Origin of the sequence: Variovorax sp. OV329, from assembly GCF_900114785.1 — a bacterium.
GTDB lineage: Bacteria > Pseudomonadota > Gammaproteobacteria > Burkholderiales > Burkholderiaceae_C > Variovorax.
Genome location: NZ_FOUG01000011.1, coordinates 165909 through 187652 on the forward strand (window position 1 = coordinate 165909; position 21744 = coordinate 187652).

24 protein-coding genes are annotated in these 21744 nt (G+C 65.5%); 17 read left to right on the forward strand and 7 right to left on the reverse strand.

What is annotated here, in order from left to right; all coding sequences use genetic code 11:
* Positions 1 to 101: 101 nt before the first annotated feature.
* From BM345_RS19010 to BM345_RS19045, 8 genes are all read left to right on the forward strand, one after another.
* A complete protein-coding gene (locus BM345_RS19010; protein WP_175545071.1) occupies positions 102 to 827 on the forward strand; it encodes a TetR/AcrR family transcriptional regulator in 726 nt (241 codons plus the stop codon).
* Positions 824 to 1768, forward strand: coding sequence for an ABC transporter substrate-binding protein (locus BM345_RS19015; protein WP_093382070.1), 945 nt, complete (start codon positions 824 to 826; stop codon positions 1766 to 1768). Before BM345_RS19010 ends, BM345_RS19015 begins: the two co-directional genes overlap by 4 nt.
* Positions 1765 to 2547, forward strand: coding sequence for an ABC transporter ATP-binding protein (locus BM345_RS19020; RefSeq protein WP_093382073.1), 783 nt, complete (start codon positions 1765 to 1767; stop codon positions 2545 to 2547). The genes BM345_RS19015 and BM345_RS19020 overlap by 4 nt, the downstream gene beginning before the upstream one ends.
* Positions 2540 to 3313 carry an ABC transporter permease gene (locus BM345_RS19025; RefSeq protein WP_093382076.1) on the forward strand — a complete coding sequence of 258 codons (774 nt, stop codon included), beginning with the start codon at positions 2540 to 2542 and terminating at the stop codon, positions 3311 to 3313. Before BM345_RS19020 ends, BM345_RS19025 begins: the two co-directional genes overlap by 8 nt.
* Positions 3310 to 4089, forward strand: a complete 780-nt coding sequence (locus BM345_RS19030; RefSeq protein WP_093382079.1) for an ABC transporter permease — start codon at positions 3310 to 3312, stop codon at positions 4087 to 4089. The genes BM345_RS19025 and BM345_RS19030 overlap by 4 nt, the downstream gene beginning before the upstream one ends.
* 61 nt (positions 4090 to 4150) lie before the next feature.
* Complete coding sequence (locus tag BM345_RS19035) at positions 4151 to 4957, forward strand: cyclase family protein (protein ID WP_093382082.1); 807 nt, start codon at positions 4151 to 4153, stop codon at positions 4955 to 4957.
* A gap of 109 nt (positions 4958 to 5066) precedes the next feature.
* The gene (gene fahA / locus BM345_RS19040) at positions 5067 to 6452 is read left to right on the forward strand and encodes a fumarylacetoacetase (protein ID WP_093382085.1); all 1386 of its coding nucleotides are present in this window, start codon (positions 5067 to 5069) and stop codon (positions 6450 to 6452) included.
* 16 nt (positions 6453 to 6468) lie between these two features.
* Positions 6469 to 7644 carry a M20 aminoacylase family protein gene (locus tag BM345_RS19045; protein ID WP_093382170.1) on the forward strand — a complete coding sequence of 392 codons (1176 nt, stop codon included), beginning with the start codon at positions 6469 to 6471 and terminating at the stop codon, positions 7642 to 7644.
* An 83-nt stretch (positions 7645 to 7727) separates the two neighbouring features.
* Here BM345_RS19045 and BM345_RS19050 read toward each other — a convergent pair whose 3' ends face one another.
* Positions 7728 to 8453, reverse strand: a complete 726-nt coding sequence (locus BM345_RS19050) for a TetR/AcrR family transcriptional regulator (RefSeq protein WP_093382088.1) — start codon at positions 8451 to 8453, stop codon at positions 7728 to 7730.
* Positions 8454 to 8599: 146 nt separating this feature from the next.
* Between BM345_RS19050 and BM345_RS19055 the strand changes: the two genes are divergently transcribed.
* From BM345_RS19055 to BM345_RS19085, 7 genes are all read left to right on the forward strand, one after another.
* On the forward strand, positions 8600 to 9574 hold the full coding sequence (locus BM345_RS19055; protein WP_093382091.1) for a Bug family tripartite tricarboxylate transporter substrate binding protein: 975 nt from the start codon (positions 8600 to 8602) through the stop codon (positions 9572 to 9574).
* A gap of 44 nt (positions 9575 to 9618) precedes the next feature.
* Positions 9619 to 10395: a glutathione S-transferase family protein gene (locus BM345_RS19060; RefSeq protein WP_093382093.1), complete on the forward strand. Its 777-nt coding sequence runs from the start codon at positions 9619 to 9621 to the stop codon at positions 10393 to 10395.
* Positions 10396 to 10405: 10 nt separating this feature from the next.
* On the forward strand, positions 10406 to 10675 hold the full coding sequence (gene grxC / locus BM345_RS19065; protein WP_093382096.1) for a glutaredoxin 3: 270 nt from the start codon (positions 10406 to 10408) through the stop codon (positions 10673 to 10675).
* Complete coding sequence (gene gorA, locus BM345_RS19070) at positions 10675 to 12093, forward strand: glutathione-disulfide reductase (RefSeq protein WP_093382098.1); 1419 nt, start codon at positions 10675 to 10677, stop codon at positions 12091 to 12093. The genes grxC and gorA overlap by 1 nt, the downstream gene beginning before the upstream one ends.
* 26 nt (positions 12094 to 12119) lie before the next feature.
* Entirely contained in the window at positions 12120 to 12887 is a 768-nt protein-coding gene (locus BM345_RS19075; protein ID WP_093382173.1) for a cyclase family protein, read from the forward strand.
* A gap of 34 nt (positions 12888 to 12921) precedes the next feature.
* Positions 12922 to 13368, forward strand: a complete 447-nt coding sequence (locus BM345_RS19080) for a lipocalin-like domain-containing protein (RefSeq protein WP_175545072.1) — start codon at positions 12922 to 12924, stop codon at positions 13366 to 13368.
* A 78-nt stretch (positions 13369 to 13446) separates the two neighbouring features.
* Positions 13447 to 14319, forward strand: coding sequence for a 3,5-dioxohexanoate:acetyl-CoA acetone transferase (locus tag BM345_RS19085; protein ID WP_254789812.1), 873 nt, complete (start codon positions 13447 to 13449; stop codon positions 14317 to 14319).
* Between the two features lie 416 nt (positions 14320 to 14735).
* On the opposite strand, the gene BM345_RS30595 is transcribed toward BM345_RS19085, so the two are convergent.
* Genes BM345_RS30595 through BM345_RS19095 form a run of 3 tightly spaced genes read right to left on the reverse strand, consistent with a single transcriptional unit; the run spans position 14736 to position 17213 of the window.
* The gene (locus tag BM345_RS30595) at positions 14736 to 15080 is read right to left on the reverse strand and encodes an SDR family oxidoreductase (protein ID WP_254789813.1); all 345 of its coding nucleotides are present in this window, start codon (positions 15078 to 15080) and stop codon (positions 14736 to 14738) included.
* Positions 15080 to 15577, reverse strand: coding sequence for an SDR family NAD(P)-dependent oxidoreductase (locus BM345_RS30600; protein ID WP_368086490.1), 498 nt, complete (start codon positions 15575 to 15577; stop codon positions 15080 to 15082). Before BM345_RS30600 ends, BM345_RS30595 begins: the two co-directional genes overlap by 1 nt.
* A 43-nt stretch (positions 15578 to 15620) precedes the next feature.
* Positions 15621 to 17213, reverse strand: a complete 1593-nt coding sequence (locus BM345_RS19095) for an AMP-binding protein (RefSeq protein ID WP_093382107.1) — start codon at positions 17211 to 17213, stop codon at positions 15621 to 15623.
* 103 nt (positions 17214 to 17316) lie between these two features.
* On the opposite strand from BM345_RS19095, the gene BM345_RS19100 reads away from it, so the two are divergent.
* The gene (locus BM345_RS19100; protein WP_093382110.1) at positions 17317 to 18264 is read left to right on the forward strand and encodes a shikimate kinase; all 948 of its coding nucleotides are present in this window, start codon (positions 17317 to 17319) and stop codon (positions 18262 to 18264) included.
* A gap of 534 nt (positions 18265 to 18798) precedes the next feature.
* On the opposite strand, the gene BM345_RS19105 is transcribed toward BM345_RS19100, so the two are convergent.
* The 3 genes from BM345_RS19105 to BM345_RS19115 are packed head-to-tail and all read right to left on the reverse strand — an operon-like array spanning position 18799 to position 20441.
* Positions 18799 to 19362 carry a tautomerase family protein gene (locus BM345_RS19105; protein ID WP_093382112.1) on the reverse strand — a complete coding sequence of 188 codons (564 nt, stop codon included), beginning with the start codon at positions 19360 to 19362 and terminating at the stop codon, positions 18799 to 18801.
* A gap of 1 nt (position 19363) precedes the next feature.
* Positions 19364 to 20209 (reverse strand): pirin family protein, encoded by an 846-nt coding sequence (locus tag BM345_RS19110; protein WP_217654008.1) that lies wholly within the window; start codon positions 20207 to 20209, stop codon positions 19364 to 19366.
* Between the two features lie 16 nt (positions 20210 to 20225).
* Positions 20226 to 20441 (reverse strand): rubredoxin, encoded by a 216-nt coding sequence (locus tag BM345_RS19115; protein ID WP_093382117.1) that lies wholly within the window; start codon positions 20439 to 20441, stop codon positions 20226 to 20228.
* Positions 20442 to 21030: 589 nt separating this feature from the next.
* Here BM345_RS19115 and BM345_RS19120 point away from each other — a divergent pair.
* A complete protein-coding gene (locus tag BM345_RS19120; RefSeq protein WP_093382120.1) occupies positions 21031 to 21744 on the forward strand; it encodes a 1-acyl-sn-glycerol-3-phosphate acyltransferase in 714 nt (237 codons plus the stop codon).

A 21744-nucleotide genomic window follows, 5' to 3' on the forward strand; every position in this document is an offset into this window, starting at 1 on the left:
GGCGGTCGAGGGTTAACGAGGGGGTTGACTCAGAATTGCACAAATGAATAATACAAACAAGCAAAACAGATGTGCAAGTGGTTTTCCCTTTCCCGATGGCCATGGTCCGAAACGCAAATTCGCCAACGCTCGAGCAGGCGCGAGAAGACGCCCCCGATCGCAAGACGCAGATCATCCGCAGCGCGCAGAAGTTATTTGCCCTGCACGGCTACCACGCGGTTTCCATTCGGCAGATCGCGGACGACGCGGGCGTTCCGCTGGCGCTGGTGCGCTACTACTACGGCGCCAAGGATGAGCTCTTTCACGCCATCTTCGAGCGCTGGAACCATGTCAGCGAGCAGCGCTTGGCGCTGCTGGCCGAGGCGCTTGGCGAGCGTTCGGGCGCGAAGCTGCTGCGGCGCGTCGTGCAGGCCTTCGCGGCACCGGTCCTGACGCTGCGCGACAGCGAGGAGGGCACGCACTACGCCGTGATGCTGTCGCGCGAGCTGGCTCATCCCACGGCGGAAGCGCAGCGCGCGGGACAAACCTTCCTCGATCCGATGGCGCGCGCCTTCCTGGACGCACTGCAACAGACGCTTCCGCTAGCCACGCGCGAGCAGGTGGCGTGGTGCTACCAGCTCATGATCGGCAGCCTGATGGCCCATATGCAGGAGTTGCAGCACGCGCGAGTGCGGGGCCTGGCTGGCATTGCGCCGGCCGACGAGCGCATCGACAGCGGCCAGCTCCTTGTCGATTTCGTCGTGGGCGGCATCCAGGCTGCCTTGTCGCGTAGCGCAAGCGCTTCTCCAACTTCCCGTGTCTCTCCTGCCAAGAAAGGTTCCCGATGAAACGTCGCACGCTTCTTCATGCCGGCGTTGCCGCACTTTCGGCCGCCGCCGCATCCATGCCTATGGCGCAGGAGCGCACCAAGGTCCGGCTCGGCTATACCGCAGTGGCCGACTTCTACCCCGTGTTCGTGGCTGCCGAGCAGGGCTACTTCTCCAAGAGTGGTCTGGACGTCGAGTTCGTGCTACTGCCGTTGACCGCCAACGTGCCGCCCGGCCTGGAGTCCGACTCGATTCAGATCGGCGGCGTGTCGCCGTCGGTCTTCATCTCGGCCATTGATGGCGGGCTGGATCATGTCGCGCTGGCGGGCGCCACGATAGGCGGCCGCAACAGTACCGAGCTGGGCCTGGTCGCACGGGCCGGCTCGGGCATCCACACCGCACAGGACTGTGTGGGCAAGAAGATCGGCGTCGCCGGCATCGGATCTGCGCTGCATGTTTCGTTTCGTGCCTGGCTGATCTACAACAAGGTGGACTGGCGCAAGGTGGTGTTCGTGGAGGCGGCCTTCCCCCAGCAACCCGACCTGCTGCGTGGCGGCACGGTGGATGCCGTGGTCTCGGCCGAACCTTTCATGAGCCGCATCGTCGACAGCGGTGTGGGCTACATCGCTTCCTACTACACCACCGCCCTCGAAGACGACCAGCAGAAGATGGTTTACGAGGCCACCCGCGCATGGACACAGAAGAACCCGGGCGCGGTGAAGGCCTTCCGCCAGTCGCTGGCCGAGGCCTCGGCTTTCGCGCAGGTGCCTGCCAACGACCCGGCTGTGCGCGCCGCCATCGGCAAGTACATCAAGCTGCCGCCCCCGGTGCTAGCCAAGATCAAGCTCGCGCCTCCGCAGCCGGTGCTGACCGCCAAGGCCTTGGAGTCCTGGGTCGTGATGATGCAGGTGCAGGATATGCTGAAGTCGAAGATCGACGCGAAGCGCCTGCTGGTGCCATGAGCGGCGATGCGCCCCTGCTGAGCTTCGACGGCGTCTCGGTGGTGCTGGGGGGGCGAGAGATCGTCTCGCCCAGTTCCTTCGAGGTAGGGCGCGGGCAGTTCGTTTGCATCGTGGGCCCAAGTGGCTGCGGCAAGACCACGCTACTTCGTGCGGCCAGCGGGCTGGCGCAGGTCAGTGCGGGGGCGGTGCGCTACAAGGGCAAGCCCATGGACGGCCCCACGCGCGAGGTGGCCTTCGTTTTCCAGGACTACGGCCGCGCGCTGCTGCCCTGGCGCACGGTGGACGGCAACGTGCGGCTGGCGCTGGAGGCCGCGCGCGTGCCCGCTGCCGAGCACGCGGGGCGCATCGCCGAGGTGCTGGCCAAGGTCGGCTTGAGCCAGCACTTGCACAAGCACCCGGTGCAGCTGTCCGGCGGCATGCAGCAGCGCCTGCAGATCGCGCGCTGCCTGGCTCAGCGCCCCGAAGTGCTGATGATGGACGAGCCCTTCGCTGCGCTGGATGCCCTGACTCGCCGCAGCCTGCAGGACGAGTGCGCGCGCCTGGTGCGTGAACAGGGCCTGACGGTACTGTTCGTCACGCACGATTTGGAGGAGGCCATCTACCTGGGCGATCGCGTGATCGCGCTGCAGGCCAACCCCGGTCCTGGGCGGCCCAGCATCGCACGCATCATCGACGTGGACATCCCCCAGCCGCGCGATCAACTCAGCACCAAGGAGCATCCGCGGTATCTGCATCTGCGGCGCGAGCTGTACGAATTCATCGAGGGCGGCCATGACTAGGCCGGTCGGCATGCTGCGCGCTTGGCGCGCCTTTGTGCTGCCGGGCGTGTTGCTGGCGCTGTGCGAGATCTATGGACGCCGCGCAGCGGCGCTGGGTAGCGATGCGCTGGCTCCTCCCACCGCCGCGCTGCGGGCGCTGGCCGACGCCGCGCGTGATGGCACGCTGTGGCAGGCCACCGGCTTCACGTTAGGGACTGCCGCGCTGGGGCTGGCCGTCGGGGCGGCGCTGGCTCTGGTGCTGGGATTCGTGCTCGGGCTGTCACGCCGGGCCGCGCACTTGGGTGGACTGACGGTGGAGGTGCTTCGGCCCGTGCCCTCGGTGGCGCTGATCCCGCTGAGCGTGCTCGCCTTCGGCTTCGGACTGCGCATGGAGCTGGCAGTGGTAGCCTTCGCAACTTTCTGGCCCATGCTGATCCTCGTGCAGGTGGCGGTGCAGCAGGTTGAGCCGCGGCTGCTGGAAGTTAGCCGCGTGCTGGGGCTGACGACGTGCCAGCGGGCCTTCAAGATCCTGTTGCCGGCCATCGTGCCGCGCCTGTTCGTGGCGCTGCGCGCCGGGGTGGGCATCGCGCTGGTAGTGGCCGTCACCGTCGAGGTCGCGGCCAACCCGCACGGCATGGGCTACGCGATGATGATCGCGCAGCAAAGCTTCGATCCCGCGCTGATGCTGGCTTGGCTGGGTTGGATTGGCGTGGTGGGCTTCGCCATCAACGCGGCCATGGTGTGGCTGCAGCGCCGGGTGGCCATTCGCATGGGGGCCGCGGCATGAAGACGCGTCTGGTGCATGGGTTGAGCCCCGTGGCGGTGCTGCTGGGTCTCATCGCGCTCTGGTGGGGCCTAAGCAGCAGCGGCTGGGTCAGTAGAGTTTTCCTGCCCAGCCCGCAGGCGACGCTGGCCAGCCTGGCCGAGGGGCTGAACTTGGCAGGCCGGAGCGACGGGCGAGGCGAACTGCTGACCTTCACTGGCCAGACAGTCCAGCGCATGTTGCTGGGCTGGCTGCTTGCTTCGTTCTTGGGCATCGCGCTGGGCGCGGTCATCGGCGTGTCCAGCGCCGCGCGCACTTGGGTCCAGCCGATGCTGGAATTCTTGCGCCCGCTGCCGGCTTCGGCGCTGATGCCGCTGGCGATCTCCATCTTCGGCCTGAACCCGACGATGGTGCTGTTCGTGGTGGGCTTCGGTGCCATGTGGCCGGTGCTGCTGGCCACCATCCACGGCTTCGCGACGGTGGCCACGGTGCTGCAAGAAATGGCGCGCTGCCTGCAGCTGTCCAGGATGGCCTTCGTCTGGAAAGTGGGGCTGCCCAACGCGATGCCCGACATCCTGGCGGGCATGCGGCTGTCGATGACGGTGTCGCTGATCGTCTCGATCGTGGGCGAGATGATCGCCTCGCAGCCCGGTCTGGGGCAAGCCATTCTGCTGGCGGCTCGCTCGTTCCGCGCCGCCGATCTGTTCGCCGGCATCGTCCTGCTGGGGCTCATCGGTTTCGGCAGCAATGTACTGCTGGCAGCTGTCGAGCGGCGTCTGCTACGTTGGCAGAAGTCCTGAATCAATCCGAAGACGCTCACGTGTTCCGATCCCACGCGCATCCTACGAAGGAGAACCCACGATGCCCCGCAAATTCGTCGACCTGTCGATCTACCTGGAAAACGACGTGCTCTCCGATCCGCCGCAGTTCGCGCCGAAGATCGACTACCTCGCGCACGACGACAGTTTTGAATTGCTCGCGCCCTTCTTCCCCGGCCTGAAGAAGGAAGACATGCCCGACGGCGAGACCTGGGCTGTGGAAGTGGTCAAGCTGTCTACCCACAACGGCACGCACCTGGATGCGCCCTACCACTTCCACTCGACAATGGACAAGGCGCTGGGCCAGAAGAAGAAGGCTGTGACCATCGACGAAGTGCCGCTGGAGTGGTGTTTCCAGCCCGGCGTGAAGCTGGATTTCCGCCACTTCGAGGACGGCTACGTCGTCACCGCCGCGGACGTGGAGGCTGAACTGACGCGCATCGGCCACTACTTGAAGCCGCTGGAAATCGTGGTGGTCAACACGAGCGCTGGCTCGCGCTACGGCAACGATGACTACGTATCGGCCGGCGCCGGCATGGGCTACGAGGCAACCATGTACCTGCTGGAGCGCGGCGTGCGCCTGACGGGCACCGACGCCTGGAGCTGGGACGCGCCCTTCAAGTACACCGCTCAGCGCTATGCGCAGACCCGTGATGCGGGCTTGATCTGGGAGGGCCACAAGGCCGGGCGCGACATCGGCTACTGCCACATCGAGAAGCTGCACAACCTGGAGGCGCTGCCGGCCGATGGCTTTTTCATCAGCTGCTTCCCGCACAAGATTCGCGGAGCCTCGGCGGGATGGACGCGGGCTGTTGCCATCTTTGACGATGCGTTGATGGCGACTACCTAGGAAGCTGGGTGGGTATTGGACAGCCGAACCCAGAGGGGGATCTGGGTCAGTTTGGGCTGCGATGCCCGCCTTTCCTGCGCAAACAAGTATCACATTTGCAGCAAGCACCATGGAACTGAACCATACGCATGCGCCGACGGCGCGCAGTTGGATCGCAGAGGCCAACGCGGCGGGCGCGGACTTTCCCATACAGAACCTGCCGCTGGGAGTGTTCCGGCGCGCGGGCAGTCAGGAGGCTTTCAGGGGCGGCATCGCCATCGGCGAGCAGGTGTTGGATCTGGGTGCGCTCGCCGCCAGCGACGCGCTGGCAGGGCTGGCTCGCCAGGCCGCTCGGGCGGCGGCGCAGCCGGTGCTCAACGATCTCTTCGCGCTCGGGCCGGCGGCCTGGCGGGCGCTGCGACATGGCGTATTCGCGCTGCTGAAGGAAGAAGAAGGCACGCCGGGTGCCGCCCGAGCCGATGCGGTGCGCGCCTGCCGCGACTGCCTTGTGCCCCAGTCGGCCATCGAACACGCCCTGCCGGCCCGCGTGGGCGACTACACCGACTTCTATACCTCCTTCGACCATGCGCAGAGCAGCGCGCGCATGGTCGATCCGGCGGCGCAGGTGGCCGCAAATTTCCGGGCCATGCCCATCGGCTACCACGGCCGGGCCTCGACAGTGGCCGTGAGCGGCCAGGCCTTCCATCGGCCTTGGGGGCAGAACAAGATGCCCTGGGAGGCTCCACCGGCCCTGTATCGGCCCACCCGCTGGCTCGACTACGAGTTGGAGGTGGCGGCCTGGGTCGGGCAGGGCAATCGCGTCGGCCAGCCTGTGCCGTTGGCGCAGGCCGAAGAGCATCTATTCGGCCTCGGCCTGCTGAACGACTGGTCGGCCCGCGACACGCAGATCTGGGAGATGGCGCCGCTGGGCCCCTTCCTGGCCAAGAGCTTCGCCACCACCGTCTCGCCCTGGATCGTGACGATGGAGGCGCTGGCGCCCTATCGCACGCCCTGGCGCCATGCGGACGAGGAGCCGGCGCCACAGCCCTACCTGACGACGGCCGCCAACGCGCGTGCCGGCGCCATCGACCTGCGCCTGGAGGTCTGGCTGCAAACCGGGGAGAACCGCGTCGAAGGCGCGCGCGCCACCCGCCTGTCGCAAACCAACTTCAGCCACCAGTATTGGACGCTGGCCCAGATGCTGACCCATCACACCAGCGGCGGTTGCAGTCTTCAGCCGGGAGACCTGCTGGGCAGCGGCACGGTTTCCGGCCCCGCGCCCGAAGAGGCCGGATGCCTGCTGGAGCTGACATGCGGAGGCCGCGCCCCCCTCAGGCTGAACGGCGGCGAGCAGCGCACTTTCCTGCAGGACGGCGACACCGTGCTGCTGCGCGGCTGGTGTGAGGCCCCGGGGCGGCCCCGCATCGGCTTCGGCGAGTGCCGAGGCACGGTCCTGCCCGCCATTCCCGCACCCATGTCTTCAAACGCGCAGACGCAGGAGCACTTCCATGCATGATCGCCATACGCAGGTGATGCGCGAACTGGGTCGCCGCGCGGACGACATCCGCGCCTGGCGGCGCGGCATCCACCACTACCCGGAGCTGGCCTTCGACGAACACAAGACCAGCGCGCTCGTCGCGCAACTGCTGGAGCAATGGGGCTACGAGGTGCATCGGGGCCTGGCGGCCACCGGCGTGGTTGGTGTCCTGCGCCGAGGCACCGGCCCCCGCCGCCTGGGGCTGCGCGCCGACATGGATGCGCTGCCGATCCAGGAACTGGTCGGCCGCCCCTACGGCAGCTGCCGCCCCGGACTGATGCATGCCTGCGGCCACGACGGCCACACGGCCATGCTGCTGGGGGCGGCCCACTTCCTGGCCGAACAGGGCGAATTCGACGGCACCTTGCACCTGATCTTCCAGCCCGGCGAGGAAGGCGCGGGCGGCGCCAAGCGCATGATGGACGAAGGCCTGTTCGAGCGCTTCCCGTGCGACAGCATCTTCGCCATGCACAACGCGCCGCTGCACCGGCAGGGCGAACTGCAGTTCCGTGAAGGCCCGACGATGGCCTCGGCCGACTACGCCACCGTCACGCTGCACGGCGTGGGCGGGCACGGCGGCATGCCGCACCTGGCCACCGATCCGCTGGTGGCCGCCGCGGCGTTGGTGACGGCGCTGCAGACCGTGGTCTCGCGCAACTGCGATCCGCAGATCGCTTCCACCGTCACCGTCGCTACGCTGCATGCGGGTGATTCGAACATCGTGATTCCGAACCAGGCCGTCATGCAGCTTTCGGTGCGAGCGCTCGACCAGGCGCAGCGCGACTTGATGGTGCGCCGCGTGGAGGAACTGGCAATGGCGCAGGCCCGTAGCTTCGGTGTGCGCGCCGAAATCGAATGGCGGCAGGGCTACCCCGTGCTGGTAAACTGGCCCGAGCCCACGCGCTTGGCCTACCAGTCGGCCCTGGCCCGCTTCGGCGCCGAACGCTGCGTGCCGCAGACGCCCGCCGTCACGGCCAGCGAAGACTTCGCTTTCATGTTGGAGAAGGTGCCGGGCGCTTACTTCTTCATCGGCAATGGGGACGCGCCGGGCTCCTGCGTGGTGCACCACCCGGGCTATGACTTCAACGACGACAACCTCGTGATCGGTGCCGCCATGTGGGTGGGGCTGGCGGAAGACTTTCTTGTCCGGGATACGCAAGCCCAGGGCTGAAGGCCATGGTCATCGGCAGTGCCCAATGACCGCCTGGAGGCGTTGCAGCTCCGATAGCGGTGGTGTTTGCCAAGCTGTCGTGTCTAGCTCTTGGCCGGCCATTTGCGGGGCTCAATGGGTGGAGACGCCGCGTGCATGCCGGCGGCAATATAGGGAATCATCTGCCGCAGCGCTGCTGGATAGTCCTTGCTGCTGTACAGACCACCCGAGATGTAGTCGAGCCGGCCGGTACTGGCGAGCGCATATTGATATGTCCCCAGCATGAACGTGAAGCGCCAGCTGACATCTTCGAGGGAATGATTGGGGAGACTTCGTCTGAAGGCCTCGAAGTATCTACGCGAGGAGTCGTCATACAGGCTGCTACGCAGCTTGACGCCCATGGACGATTCGTCGAGCTGGAGGCGCGACTGCATTCGAAGAAAGCTCCTGCCGCTGGGGCCCTTCATGGCGAGCTTGACGGCGGGCAACAGGAAGATCTCGATGAGCCGCTCCAGCGGAATAGCCCTGCCCTTCATGGCCTCTTCCTCGGCTGCGAGGAGATTTAGGCGCTCCTCCACCATGGGGCGTCCCGAATTCATGTAGGCCTCGAGGAAGAGCTTCTCCTTGCTCTTGAAGAAGTAGTGAATCATCCCTTGGTTCACCTTGGCCAGGGCTGCGATGGTTCGCAGCGAGCACCCATCGAAGCCGTGATCGGCGAAGAGCCTTTCGGCAGCTCGCAGGATCCTGTCGCGCGCGTCAGACTTGTGCCGTGCGGAGCCGGCAGCGCTGTCGCGAGCGACAGGGGGCGATGAGGATGAAGGTCTTGGCATGAATGCGGAGGCAGATCGGGGTAGCAGGAAATGATGCGCTCGATCTTAAGAGAGAGCGCCCGAGCCTATTGCACCGCGCGCTTTTTCGTGCAACACTTTAGTCATTCGACTAACTAAATAGCGTTCTTCGATTGATAGGAGACAACATGTTCAGGTTCTCTGTTCCGCGTGTGATGGCGGTCGTTTGGGCTTTGGCGATGCTGCCCCTGACAGGTGTCGCTGCCCAATACCCTGACAAGCCGGTGCGGCTCGTGGTGCCCTATGCCGCCGGCGGTGGCACGGACATCGTCGCCCGGCTCCTTGCCGACAGGATGCGGGTGGCGCTAGGGCAGCCCGTGGTGGTGGAGAACAAGCCGGGCGCTAACGGAACCATCGGTGCCGACATGGTCGCGCGGGCACCAGCCGACGGCTACACGTTGCTGCTCGGCGGCATGGGTCCCCTGGCCATCAACCCGAGCCTGGTGGCGCAGATGCCCTACGAACCCATCAAGGCCTTTGCGCCCGTCGTCAAGGTTTCCTCCATGCCCTTCGTGTTGGCTGCCGGCCCCTCAGCACCGGCATCCGACTTCTCTAGTCTCATGGCCCAAGCGCGAGGCAAGGATGCGAAGGTGACGGCGGCCAATGCGGGGGAGGGCTCCCCGCAGCACCTGTGCGCCTTGCTGCTTGCCAAGCGGGCCGACGCCTCTTTCGTCGATGTTTCATACAAGGGCGCAGCACCCGCGATCAATGACGTGATCGGCGGCAGCGTTCAGATCGTCTGCGAAAACGTCGGGACCATCCGTCCCTTTGTCATCTCCGGCAAGGTCAAGCCGCTGGCGGTATCCACTGCAGAGCGCGTCGCCCTCATGCCGGATGTTCCGTCCTTTCGAGAACTCGGCGTGAAGGACATCGACTTCTCCGCCTGGTTCGTCCTGGTTGCCCCTGCGGGGACCCCCGGGGACGTGGTGGACCGGCTGAACAAGGAGGTGAACGCGATCCTGCGGCAGCCCGAGTTTGTCGCTCGCCTGGCTGACGTTGCCAACGTGCCCTTGGGGGGATCGGTGGAGGCGGCCAGGGAGTTCCTGGTCCGGGAAAACCGTGACTGGCCTCCACTCCTCAAGTCCGTCTACGCCCCCCGGTAGCGAACCACACCTTCGACCGCATTCCATCCAAAGGAGATCCATACATGTTCGTGCTCTACAACAACGCCTACTCGACATGCAGCCTAAAGGTCCGTCTCGTGCTGGCAGAGAAGGGAATCGATTGGAAGGATGAGCAGATCAGTTTCGCCAACAACGAGCATCTGACGCCGGAATACCTGAAGCTCAATCCCAACGGCGTGGTCCCGACCCTCGTGCATGATGGGCAGGTGGTCATCGACTCGTCGGTGATCATGGAGTACCTGGATGAGGTCGTTTCCGCGCCGCCCATGTCGCCGGCCACACCGCTGGGGAAGGCTCAGCTGCGCGCATGGCTGCGGTATTTCGAGGAGGTGGCCACTCCTGCGGTGCGCTTCCCCTCATTCAATCAGGGGATGCTGCGCCGCTTTACACCGCTGTCGCAAGACGAGTTCTCGGAAGCGGTCAACCGCCGGCCGCTGCGCAAGCGCTTCATCGAGAAGATGGGCCAGGAGGGCTTTTCCGACAGGGAGTTGCTCATCGCCTATGAGAATATCGCGCAGACCTGCGTACGGATGGACAAGGCCCTGCAAGGGCGCGAGTGGCTGCTGGGCGGCAATGCGCCTTCGATCGCGGACTGCTGCGTAGCGCCGCTGATTGACCGCATGGACGACCTGGGCCACAGCTACCTCTGGGACGATGCTGCCGCCGTCAAGGCGTGGCTTCTTCGCTTCCGGGCCAGGCCCTCGTGGGCAACGACCTTCTACGAAGGCGCGCGCCTGTCCGACTTCTACAAGGACCTCGACGCACGCAAGCGCGACTTGGCCGACCTTGTCGTTTGCTGAGGTCTGGCGCATGAACCCCATCGTCACGATGTACATGAGGCCCACGTGTCCTTACTGCCGACGCGCGGAGCTGCTGCTCCTGCAACGAGGTGCCACCGATCTGCGCAAGTTGCGCATCGACCTGGAGCCGGAACTGCGTGCCGAGATGATCCGGCGCACTGGTGAGAGCACTGTGCCTCAGATTTTCATCGGCGATCGCTACGTCGGCGGGTGCGATCAGTTGGTGGCTCTGGACGAGGCACAGGGCCTGACGTCCCTTCTGGCAGAGGATACCGTCTGATGCACCGATCGGCAGAGTACGACCTGATCGTTATCGGTGCGGGCAGCGGCGGCGTCCGCGCGGCACGACTGGCGGCATCGCGTGGCGCGCGGGTAGCCTTGATCGAGGCGTCGGCCGTGGGCGGGACCTGCGTGAATCTCGGTTGCATTCCGAAGAAGCTGTACGCCTACGCCGGTCACTATGGTTCGGCCTTCGAGGAAGCCGCTGGCTTCGGCTGGAGCCATGGGCAGGTCCAGTTGGACTGGGAGCGCCTCAAGGCAGGCAGGCGTCTGGAGATCGGCCGGCTGCATGGCGTGTACGAATCCATGCTCGATTCCTCCGGCGTGGGACTGCTGCGAGGTCGGGGGCGTGTCTGCAGCGCGCACGACGTTCAGGTGCAGGGCGCCGACGGCTCGCAGAGTGTTCTCACCGGGCGTCACATCCTCGTGGCCGTGGGCGGCATGCCGGTCGCGCCCGAATACGAAGGCGGCCAATGGGCTGTCAGCTCCGACCAAGTGTTCGATCTGCCGCTCTTGCCCCGCAGCATGGCCGTGATCGGAGGAGGCTATATCGCCACGGAGTTCGCCTCCATCTTTCGGGGCCTCGGGACGTCGGTCAGCCAGATACACCGGGGCACGCAACTCCTTCGAGGCTTTGATGCGGAACTCGCGCTTCATCTGCAAAAAGGCCTGTCGGCGCGCGGCATCGCACTGATGCTGGACACCAGGGTCAGCGCATTGCACAAGACGGCCGGAGGCATCGAGGTTCGCCTGGCGGATGGGCGGCACTTCGAGGTTGATGTGGTGCTGAACGCGACGGGAAGAAGGCCCAGGGTTGACGGAGTGGGCCTCGCCGAGGCGGGGTGCGATCTGGACCAAGACGGTTACGTCGTCGTCGATGCGAATCACCAAACCACGGTGCCCTCCATCTACGCCGTGGGCGACGTGTGCACCCGCAAGCACCTCACTCCCCTGGCCCTGGCGCAGGCGATGCAGGTGACCGATCAACTATTCCCGCTCGACTCTCCTGTCGCAGATAGGCATTGGCTTGTCCCTACAGCGGTCTTCACCGATCCACCGCTCGCAACGGCCGGGCTGACGGAAGAGCAGGCGCGCGAACAACTGGGAAGCGGTTCCGTCTACACCAGCGAGTTCCGGCCGTTGCGGCACACGCTCAGTGCAAGTCCTTCCCGGACCTTGATGAAGCTGATCGTCGATGGTGGGAGCCAGCGCGTGGTGGGCGTACATGCCGCTGGTGACGACGCACCGGAGATCGTGCAGGGCTTTGCAGTCGCCATGCGGGCGGGCGCGACAAAGGCCGACTTCGACCAGACGCTGGGCATCCATCCCACCTCGGCTGAAGAGTTTTGCACCATGCGTCAAGCCGTTCGCCACTGGGCGCCGGCCCGCCACACCGTCGAGCAGGCGATCGAGGCTTGACGGACAACTTCGGAGGCACCGGCCACATGCAGTACATCGATCTTTCGGTATCCATTCAGAACGGCCTTGCCGTCGACCGGCCCGGCAACGGCCCCCAAATCCGCTATCAGGGCCATAAGGACAGCTTCCCCGCGCTGGCCAAGCCGTTTCCAGGCTTGAAGCTCGAGGACCTTCCCGATGGCGAGGCATGGGCTGTGGAACGCATCGACCTGTCCACGCACAACGGGACTCACATGGACGCGCCATGGCATTACGCCTCCACCATGGATGGCGGCCAACCGGCCGCCACCATCGACGAAGTGCCGCTGGACTGGTGCCATCGACCGGGCGTGAAGCTCGATTTCAGCCACCTGCCCGATGGCCATGTCGCCACCGCTGCCGATGTCGAGGCGGAGCTCGCGCGCATCGGCCATGCTCTCCAGCCCCTGGACATCGTGCTGGTCCACACCGCCGCTGCAGCGCGCTACGGCATGGACGACTACCTGGACTCCGGCTGTGGCATGGGAAGGGAGGCCACGCTATACCTGACCGCCCGAGGCGTGCGTGTGGTCGGTACGGATGCCTGGTCCTGGGATGCGCCTTTCGCGCATACGGCCAAGCGCTACGCACAGAGCGGCGACCCGTCGATTATCTGGGAGGGTCACAAGGCGGGCCGCACCACCGGCTATTTCCAGATGGAGAAACTGGCGAACCTCGACAGGCTGCCGCCTGCCGGGTTCCAGGTGATTTGCTTCCCGGTCAAGATTCACCGGGCCTCGGCAGGGTGGGTCAGGGCAGTGGCGCTGCTGCCATGAATTCACGGCAGCGAAAGACCTCATGCAAGGCGATATGACCGCGAAACTTTTGGGTACCTGGTACTTGTCCGAGGCGTATGCCACCGACAGTGCAGGCGCCAGGCTCCATGACGTGTACGGCGCGCGGCCCGTCGGGCTCATCCACTACGGTGCCGACGGTCGCATGATGGCCCTCATCACGCACGACGGCAGGCCGCCCCTCCACGGCGACCGCCAGGCTGCACCCGCACATGAGCGCGCCGCCGCCTACAAGAGCTCGGTGGCCTACGCTGGGGCATTCGAGCTAGAAGGCGACTGGATTCTTCACAAGGTGGACGTATCGACCTATCCGAACTGGGTCGGTTCCGTGCTGCGGCGGCAGGTGCGGCTGGAAGAGGGCCGCGTCACGCTCCTGACCGCTCCACAGATGCAGGACGGTGTGGAGACTGTCATCAAACTCGTCTGGCAGCGAGCACCGTTTCTGCGTTGTCAAACCCTCTGAACCTCCGAAATCATGGCCGCTGATCGCCGAAAAGTCATCATTACTTGTGCCGTCACAGGCGCAATTCATACCCCCACCATGTCGGACGCACTGCCATACCGTCCCGAGGATATCGCCCGGCAGGCCATCGACGCCGCACAAGCGGGCGCAGCGGTGCTGCACCTGCACGCGCGCCATCCGGATAATGGCGCGGTGTCGATCCTTCCGGAGCACTTCGGGGCGTTTCTTCCCACGATCAAGGCATCGACCGACGCGGTGGTCAACCTGTCCACGGGCGGCAGCCTCACGAACTCCGTGGAGGAGCGCATCGCACCCGCGCGCAAGTTCTCCCCTGAGATGTGCTCACTGAACATGGGCAGCATGAATTTTTCGATGCATCCTTTGGCTGCGCGCTACAAGGCATGGAAGTTCGACTGGGAACAGCAGTACCTCAGGGAATCCGATGGCTACATTTTCCGGAATACCTTCCGGGACATAGCCATGGTGGCCAAAGCGCTGGGCGGAGAGCACCGCATCCGCTTCGAGCACGAGTGCTACGACGTCGGGCATCTATACAACCTGAAGTTCTGCATGGACGCGGGCTTGTTCAAAGCGCCTGTCTTCATCCAGTTCGTGCTGGGCATCCTGGGAGGCATCGGCGCCGACCTCGACAACCTGGTGTTCATGAAGCGAACCGCTGATAGGCTATTTGGCGGAGACTACAGATGGTCGGTGCTCGGTGCAGGTGCAAGCCAGATGAGCCTGGCCGCAGCCGCCGTGACCTTGGGCGGGCACGTGCGTGTTGGTCTGGAGGACTCACTGCACATCGCACGGGGTCAACTAGCGCTGTCCAATGCCGAGCAAGTTCGGAAGGTCCGCCGGATCGTCGAAGAGCTTGGCTGCGAGGTCGCGACTCCGGAAGAGGCACGCTCCATGCTGGGACTGAAAGGTTCGGCTGCCGTGGCGTTCTGAGGCCGAGCTGGGTGTCATGCCATCGACGAACTCAGGCTCGCCATTGTCGGGATGACAGCGAACACGGCCATCCGTGTCGTGTCAAGTTTCGGCGTGGGTCGGTCTAAACGTGCGAGTACACCGACAGGGCGCCCAGCGGCGTGAGCAGCGGGGCGCGACCGGCGAGCGCCGAGTTATGACCAGCACGTAGGCCCGCCGCCCTCTGCCCTGCGCCGGTGCGGTTGTTGATCACGGCCGCATGCAGGCTTTGGCTGCTGCCGGTTGGCAACTCACCCACGCAGCGTGCCGTGCGGTCGGCAGTGCCGGCGGACGGGACGTCGCAGACGATCTCGACCGGATTGGCTGGCTGGCTGTACGCGTACGCCGGACAACCTGGGCTCCGGCGAATCACACGAGTCCTTGTCAGGAGGCCGTTGTTACGCTGTTTCGGGCGAAGCCGCTTCATTGCGTGCGCGGGCCTGCTCAGCCAGGAAGGCCAGCGCACCTGCGTTGAAGGGGGCGGAGCCGGCTAGACATTGGCCGCCGTCGACTGGCAGCACCACCCCGGTGACGTACCGCGCCAGCGGAGAGGCGAGGAAAAGCGCTGCGTCGGCTACCTCATCCACCTGGCCCAGCCGGCCCAGCGGGATGCTGTCGGCCAGTGCGCCCATGCCGCCGTGCGTGGACAGCCTGCGCATGCCTTCGGTATCCTCGATCGGGCCAGGCATGATGGCGTTGGAGCGGATGCCGTGGCCGCCCCATTCAAGGGCAAGGTTGCGCATCAAGTTGTCCACACCGGCCTTGGCAGCGCCCACGTGCAGTTGACAGCGTGGGCTGCGCTGGCCATGGCAGCGGTCACGAACACGATGCTGCCGCGCGTCTGCCGCAGTTGTTCGAACGACAGTTTGGCAGCGTGGAACGAGCCCATCAGGTCGATGTCCACGACGGTACGGAAGCCGTTGAACGATAGATCCTCGGCTCGGGCCAGGAAGTTGCCGGCTGCGCCGCACACCAGAATGCCGATGGCTCCCAACTGCGCGCGCGTTCCCTCCAGCGCGACGGCCAATTGCTGCGGGTCGCGCACGTCGGCCTGCCAAGTGCACACCTCGGTGCCGTGCGTCCGCAGCCGCGCCGCGGCGGCCGTCAGTCGCTCGGCGTTGCGGCCGCAGACCGCCACACTCGCGCCATGTGCCGCATAGGCCTCGGCGATGGCCAGATTGATGCCGCTACTGCCGCCGGTGACAAAGGCCGTCTTGCCCGCCAGCAGGTCGCGCGGCAGGACAGTGCATCATGCCAGTACCTCGGACCAAGATGAATAGCGATCAGGTGCGCAGCAGGCGGCGTAGCACCTTGCCCACCGGGCTTTTGGGAAGCTGCGCCACGAACTCGATGCGGCGTGGCACCTTGTAGGCCGCCAGTTGCGCGCGACAGTGCGCGATGAGTTCGTCGGTCGACAGGCCCGCCGCGCGTGGCACGACGAAGGCGTGCACGGCCTCGCCGGTGCGGGCGTCGGGCATGCCGACCACGGCGCACTCGGTCACGCCGGGGTGGCTGCTCAGTACCGCCTCGACCTCGTTGGGATAGACGTTGAAGCCGGAGACCAGCACCATGTCCTTGCTGCGGTCGGTGATGGTAAAAGCGCCCCGCGTATCCATGCGCCCGACGTCGCCGGTGCGCAGCCATCCCTGGGCATCGAGTGTCTCGGCGGTCTCATCCAGTCGCCCCCAGTAGCCACGCATCACCTGGGGACCGCGCACGCGCAATTCGCCGGGCTCACCGGGCGGTAGTCGCGTGCCGTCCGGCGCGCACACCGCGACTTCTGTGTCGGGCATCGGCAGTAGGCCCGGACCGCTCGCGCCGCTCGGATCTTCGGACAGCACGAAGGGCGACGCCTCGGTCAGGCCATAGCCCTCTGCAATCGCCCGGCCCGTGCGGCGAAGCCAGCGCTCGGCCACAGCGGGCTGGGTAGCCGTGCCGCCTGCGACGGCCAGCTTCAGACCCCGCAGGTCCACCTGCGCCACTTCCGGCGCATCGAGCAGGGCCGCGTACAAGGTGTTCACGCCGCTAAGTACGGTACAGCCGTTCAGTGCAGCGGCGATGGCGGCCAGGTCGCGCGGACTGGCCACCAACCGGTTGTGCGCGCCGAGGTGCAGCATCAACAAGCCGTTGAAGCTCAGCGCGAAGATGTGATAGAGCGGCAGGATGGTGACCACCGTCTCCGCCCCTTCGCGCAACGTGCGGCCATACCACTGGGTGGCCTGGTGCAGGTTGGCGAGCAGGTTGCCGTGCGTGAGCATGGCGCCCTTGCTCACGCCGGTCGTGCCGCCTGTGTACTGCAGCAGCGCGATGTCGTCCCGGGCAGGCCGCGCTGTATCGGCTGGAAGCGCGCGGGCCGGATGTTCCAACAGGGCGCGCAGGCGCAGCGTGCCGCAGGGCTCGGGCGGCAGACCACCGCCAGACCCCATTCCCAGCAGATCGTCGGCATTCGTCAGCACTACGTGGCGCAGACTAGTGCCGGCAGCGACCTCGGCCAGCAGTGCCGCCAGACTGTCCATTGCCACGATGACGCGCGCGCCGCTGTCGCCAAGTTGGTGAGCCAACTCGCGCGCCGTGTACTGCGGGTTCACGTTCACTGCCACGAGGCCCGCCCGCCATACCCCGGCCAAAACGACGGGGTACTGCAGCAGGTTGGGCAGCATAAGGGCGACACGGTCGCCCGCTTGCAGCCCGGCATCGTGACGCAGCCAATCGGCAAAGGCGGCGCTCAGGCGGCCGAACTCCGCATATCCGAGGGTCCGACCGCCCTGCGAGAACGCCGGCCGCGCGCCATGGCGGGCGCAGGTGTACTCGACCAGATCGGCCAGCGACGTGGCGGCGTCGAGTCTCGCGAGCGCATGTGCCAGCGCAGCTTCCATATGGCGTCTCCTTCTTGGCGGCGGATCGTATAGAAGCTTTTTGTGAGTGGAAACAATCAAATAAGATACTTATCTCCGCCCACCTGCCCACCCAAGAACCCTGATGGCCGATGCACGCAAGCCCGAGGACTCCGCGCTGGCACGCGACGACCGGTGCCGGCGGGAGCAGCAACGACTGCAGGCGCTGGCCGCGCGCGTGCGCCAGTTGCGCGACTTGCGTGGCATGTCGCGCACGCTATTCGCGTCGCAGTCCAAGGTTTCCGTGCCGCACATAGCACGGTTGGAAGCCGGTCAGGGCAACGTCTCGGTGCTGGTGTTGGACCGGCTGGCGCACGCGCTGGGTGTATCAGTGGAGGCCATGCTGGCTGAAGTTGAGCCGGACGCAAGCGCGATCGAGCGCGCGCTGCTGGTTGAGTTCATCCGCAAGCAGCCGATCAGCGCGCTGCCAGCCTTGCGCCGCGCGCTGCTCGACGGCATGAGCGGCGACGAGACGCGAGCGCAGCGCGTGGTGTTGCTCGGCATCCGCGGCGCAGGCAAGTCGTCAGTGGGCGAACTACTCGCGACGCGGCTGAAATGCCCCTTTGTAGAACTGGACCACGAGGTGGCGCGCGAGGCGGGCCAGCCGCTAGACAAGGTGTTCGCGCTGTATGGCCAGACCGGATACCGCACACTGGAACGCCAACTGCTGGAGCGCACGTTGATGCAGCAGCCCGCCTTCGTGCTGGCGCCGGGCGGGGGCATTGTGACCGATCCATTTTCCTACGAACTGCTGATGCGGACCTGCTTCACGGTCTGGCTGCATGCGGCGCCGGACATCTACTACCGCCGCACGCACGCTCAGAACGACGAGCGGATTGCGTCGGCCGCAATGCGCCGACAGGCCATGGACAGCATCCGCCGCACTATGGCCGCGCGCGCGCCTCTATACGCCAGCGCGCCGCTGGCCATTGATTCGAGCGCGCTCACGGTGGAGCAGGTGGTTCGACGAATTCAGACGGCACTGCGCCGTGGGAGCGAGCCACCCTGGGATAGCGGACCCGCGAGCCGCTAGCTGGAGGCATGCTCAACGTGCCATGGGCAGCTTGGAGATCGGCTGCGCATATTGCATCGTGCTGTAGGCGACCATTGCTTGGGAATTGAACTACGCGGGTCGATCGGTGAGTGACCAGTCGCTTGCCCCGTGCAGCATGAGGGGCGCTAGTCACGGCGGGACGTTGTAGGGCTACAGTTTCATATCGGGCTGAGCATTGGAACTTCAGTGCGCGAACCTCCCGCAATTTGCGCCGCATTCGACCGCACGTTAAATGGCTCAGGCGGAAGGCCTCGATACTCCAATTGGAGCCGCGATGGCTCTCAGGTCGTGTCTGCTCATTCGCCATGTGACTCGTCGCGCCATTCGACAACACGTCAGGCGCAGTAGGTGAGATCGTCGGGAGGGCAGGAGGCTTGCTAGATGGAGGTGGACCGATGGGCCCGCGATTGTCCCTGTGGAAGTCGAGCGGCGTGCCCTGCATGCCGAACGCGAGCGCCTTGACCGACGACGGGTCGAAGCGGCAGAGCGCCGCACCGGAAGGCTGCGCCGCGGTCACGACCGATCCTGGCTAGGCATCACGCCACCCGCATCGCGCGGATAGCCGGCCGCGTCCAGCATGCGGACCTTGGCCTCGAAGTACTGGCGCGACCACGCGAAGCGCTCGCCGTCCTTGGAGAGGCCCACGCTGTCCGCAATGCGCTCCAGGCTGATGGGCTGGCCTGCCGCGCTCCAGTTGCCCTCGGTGACTTCGTCGATGACCACCAGGATGCTGGCCCCCGCACCTGGCAGTCCGGCGGTGTGGGTCGCCGCCAGCAGCGCCTCGGCCACCCAGGCATGAACCTCGTTCTTGTGGGCCGCATTCATGTAGCCCTCGGGAATGGTCACGGTCACCAGGAATTTCCCCGGCGTGGCGACGAAACCGTCGTCCGCAGCGCCGCCCACCCACCAATCGGACTCAGGCAACTCCGAGAACATGACCCAGGCGAAGGCACGGCCGCCGTGGGTGTTCGCGCCGCCTTCCATGCGGATCAGCACGTCGGTCAGCCGCCGGGCCAGCTCGGCCTTGCTCGATGTGTCGAGCTGCCCTGCCCCATATTGCACCTGCATGATCGGCATCTCAGGCCTCCTTCGCTTCCGCGTGAACCGCTTCAACATGCTCGTGGTCGTGCTCGTGCGCCCAATCGCGGAACCGTTCGTCGTCGATCATGATGGTCTCCACCAGGAAGATGTCGCTGTCGTCCTCGATGACGTCGAGCGTGATGGTGGCGTCCTCCACCTCCCACAGGCCGATGCTGTCGCGCCGGCCCAGGACGGCGCCATTGCAACGCACGGCGCCCTCGCGCACGTACACGTAGACACCGTGGGACGGCGAGCGCAGGCGGTAGCTGTGCGTGTCGCCGGCATCGGTCAGCAGCCGCGACACCCGCAGGTCCTGCGGGATGGGCAGCGCATCGTCGCCGTCGCCGATCAGCTGGACCAGCTCGTGCCGCCGCTCGCGGAAGTCGAAGTGACTGCGGTGGTAGGTGGTGGGCAGGTACAGCTGGTTGGGCAAGAGCCACAGGTACACGACCTGCATGTCCTCCTGCGACACGCTGAGCTCGCAGTGCTTGCCGCCGGCGCCGGCCGAGAAAACGTAGTAGTCGCCAGGCCGCAGCCGATCGACCATGCCTTCGGCGGCCGTGTTCACATGCGTGAGCTCGCCGGAGAAGAGGAAGGCGCAGATCACGAAGTTGTGGTGCGGGTGCATGTTGTAGCCGCAGCCCGCGCCGTGGAAGATCTCGTCGCCGAACACGCGGATCGGGCCGAAGCCCGGCCGCCCCTTCTGGTACTGGCCGAAGTTGAAGCTGGAGGCCCGGGTGATGTAGCCGTCAGGATGCCCGGCCACATAGGACGCGCCCTGCCCGGTGGACTTGATCAGGTCGTGGCCGCGCTCTGCGCTGCGAATGACGAAGGACTGGGTCATTGCGTTCCTTTTTTGTCTAGGCGCGGGCATGGTGCGGCTGGCCCTGCGCGTAGCCGATGGTCACCATCTCGAACATGTGCTTGGGCGTGCCGCAGTCGGGGCAGACCCAGTCCGCGGGAATCTCTTCCCAACGGGTGCCCGCGGCAATGCCGTGCTCGGGCAAGCCCAGCGATTCGTCGTAGGAAAAGCCGCAGCCAAGGCACATCAGGCGCTTGAGGGATTCGTGAGGCATGGATCGGGGCCTGTTCTCAAAGGTTGTTGCGTTCGCAATTTCGCCAAGCACCGCGCCGATGGCGCCCTTGCTCGACGAAAAGCGATTGTGTAAACCAGCCCCGAGTTCAGGTTGCGCAGGCGTCCCAAGTTTCGATTGAAGCTCCCATAGCGTTCAGCCATCCCATCCGAATCGCACGGAAACGAATAGCCTGGAAGGCTGTGAAACAGGGGATCGATTGCAACACCCAGTCCGGAAGGTTGCGCGTCGGACGGCAGGCAGACCAAGATTGGAGCTCCTTAGCGCAGTTGCTACTGCGTACCTTGAAGGTAGCTCGGGCGGACGTCTGCTACTTCTCTGGGCGTCCTGTTGCTTGCGCAAACGTTTCGGGGTCGGTGTGTTGTCTCGCGGGCGGGGCACATCTGTCGTCGACAGCTTGGTACTCCGGCAGCGAAGATGGGACAGGGAGGCAATGCTCATGCGGCTGCCTTCCCTAATATCCACCCAATCGCGGTTGTTGTCTCTCGAGCCGAGAACTCACCCAGACAAGTCCGATCGCAACCTCAGCCGTTCCTCGCTCTCGCACGGCATCCACTAAGTAGCCAAGAAGATGATCGATCGCATTAGTTCGGTACCGCTCGCGGCAGTGTCCGGCTCCAGTGTGCTGTGCGCGTCACTAGTTTGCGTGTGGCGCTTCCGGCTCAACTTCCTGCATGCGGTTGTCAGGCTTGTCGTCCGGGCTGCGTACCGGATCCGACTGGTGAACGTGCAGCACATACCGACACAAGGGGGTGCCCTACTCGTATGCAACCACGTGAGCTATCTGGATGCTTTCGTCATCGGCGCTTCCAGCCCGAGGCCGCTGCGCTTCGTCATGAGCAATCGGATCTACCGAAACCCGCTTGGCCACTGGTTCTTCCGCTTTACCCGAGCCATTCCCGTCGCTTCGGGCGCCAGGGACGCGGACCTGCTGGCCAGTGCCTATGACGAATGCGCCCGCTCGCTGGAAGCCGGTGAACTGATCTGCCTCTTTCCCGAAGGCAGGCGAAGCGCCACCGGCGCCATCTCCCGCTTCCAGCCTGGCGTGCGCGAGATTCTTCGGCGCGTGCCCGTGCCTGTGGTGCCGATGGCGTTACAGGGCCTCTGGGGCAGCTGTTTTTCCAGGGACACGAGTGCACGTGTTCCACGGCCGATGCGCAATGGCAGCAGAAGCCGCATCACGGTCAGCGTAGGGACGCCAGTCGCTCCACATGCTGCTTCGCCGTCGCATCTCCAGAAGATCGTCGAACACCTGCACATGACAACCAGTCTTGAAGGAACCTAG

Coding starts and splice junctions, on each gene's coding strand:
- BM345_RS19010 (WP_175545071.1), top strand. CDS start 102: ATGGTCCGAAACGCAAATTCGCCAACGCTCGAGCAGGCGCGAGAAGAC.
- BM345_RS19015 (WP_093382070.1), top strand. CDS start 824: ATGAAACGTCGCACGCTTCTTCATGCCGGCGTTGCCGCACTTTCGGCC.
- BM345_RS19020 (WP_093382073.1), top strand. CDS start 1,765: ATGAGCGGCGATGCGCCCCTGCTGAGCTTCGACGGCGTCTCGGTGGTG.
- BM345_RS19025 (WP_093382076.1), top strand. CDS start 2,540: ATGACTAGGCCGGTCGGCATGCTGCGCGCTTGGCGCGCCTTTGTGCTG.
- BM345_RS19030 (WP_093382079.1), top strand. CDS start 3,310: ATGAAGACGCGTCTGGTGCATGGGTTGAGCCCCGTGGCGGTGCTGCTG.
- BM345_RS19035 (WP_093382082.1), top strand. CDS start 4,151: ATGCCCCGCAAATTCGTCGACCTGTCGATCTACCTGGAAAACGACGTG.
- fahA (WP_093382085.1), top strand. CDS start 5,067: ATGGAACTGAACCATACGCATGCGCCGACGGCGCGCAGTTGGATCGCA.
- BM345_RS19045 (WP_093382170.1), top strand. CDS start 6,469: ATGCGCGAACTGGGTCGCCGCGCGGACGACATCCGCGCCTGGCGGCGC.
- BM345_RS19050 (WP_093382088.1), bottom strand. CDS start 8,453: ATGCCAAGACCTTCATCCTCATCGCCCCCTGTCGCTCGCGACAGCGCT.
- BM345_RS19055 (WP_093382091.1), top strand. CDS start 8,600: ATGTTCAGGTTCTCTGTTCCGCGTGTGATGGCGGTCGTTTGGGCTTTG.
- BM345_RS19060 (WP_093382093.1), top strand. CDS start 9,619: ATGTTCGTGCTCTACAACAACGCCTACTCGACATGCAGCCTAAAGGTC.
- grxC (WP_093382096.1), top strand. CDS start 10,406: ATGAACCCCATCGTCACGATGTACATGAGGCCCACGTGTCCTTACTGC.
- gorA (WP_093382098.1), top strand. CDS start 10,675: ATGCACCGATCGGCAGAGTACGACCTGATCGTTATCGGTGCGGGCAGC.
- BM345_RS19075 (WP_093382173.1), top strand. CDS start 12,120: ATGCAGTACATCGATCTTTCGGTATCCATTCAGAACGGCCTTGCCGTC.
- BM345_RS19080 (WP_175545072.1), top strand. CDS start 12,922: ATGACCGCGAAACTTTTGGGTACCTGGTACTTGTCCGAGGCGTATGCC.
- BM345_RS19085 (WP_254789812.1), top strand. CDS start 13,447: ATGTCGGACGCACTGCCATACCGTCCCGAGGATATCGCCCGGCAGGCC.
- BM345_RS30595 (WP_254789813.1), bottom strand. CDS start 15,080: ATGCGCAACCTTGCCCTTGAATGGGGCGGCCACGGCATCCGCTCCAAC.
- BM345_RS19095 (WP_093382107.1), bottom strand. CDS start 17,213: ATGGAAGCTGCGCTGGCACATGCGCTCGCGAGACTCGACGCCGCCACG.
- BM345_RS19100 (WP_093382110.1), top strand. CDS start 17,317: ATGGCCGATGCACGCAAGCCCGAGGACTCCGCGCTGGCACGCGACGAC.
- BM345_RS19105 (WP_093382112.1), bottom strand. CDS start 19,362: ATGCCGATCATGCAGGTGCAATATGGGGCAGGGCAGCTCGACACATCG.
- BM345_RS19110 (WP_217654008.1), bottom strand. CDS start 20,209: ATGACCCAGTCCTTCGTCATTCGCAGCGCAGAGCGCGGCCACGACCTG.
- BM345_RS19115 (WP_093382117.1), bottom strand. CDS start 20,441: ATGCCTCACGAATCCCTCAAGCGCCTGATGTGCCTTGGCTGCGGCTTT.
- BM345_RS19120 (WP_093382120.1), top strand. CDS start 21,031: ATGATCGATCGCATTAGTTCGGTACCGCTCGCGGCAGTGTCCGGCTCC.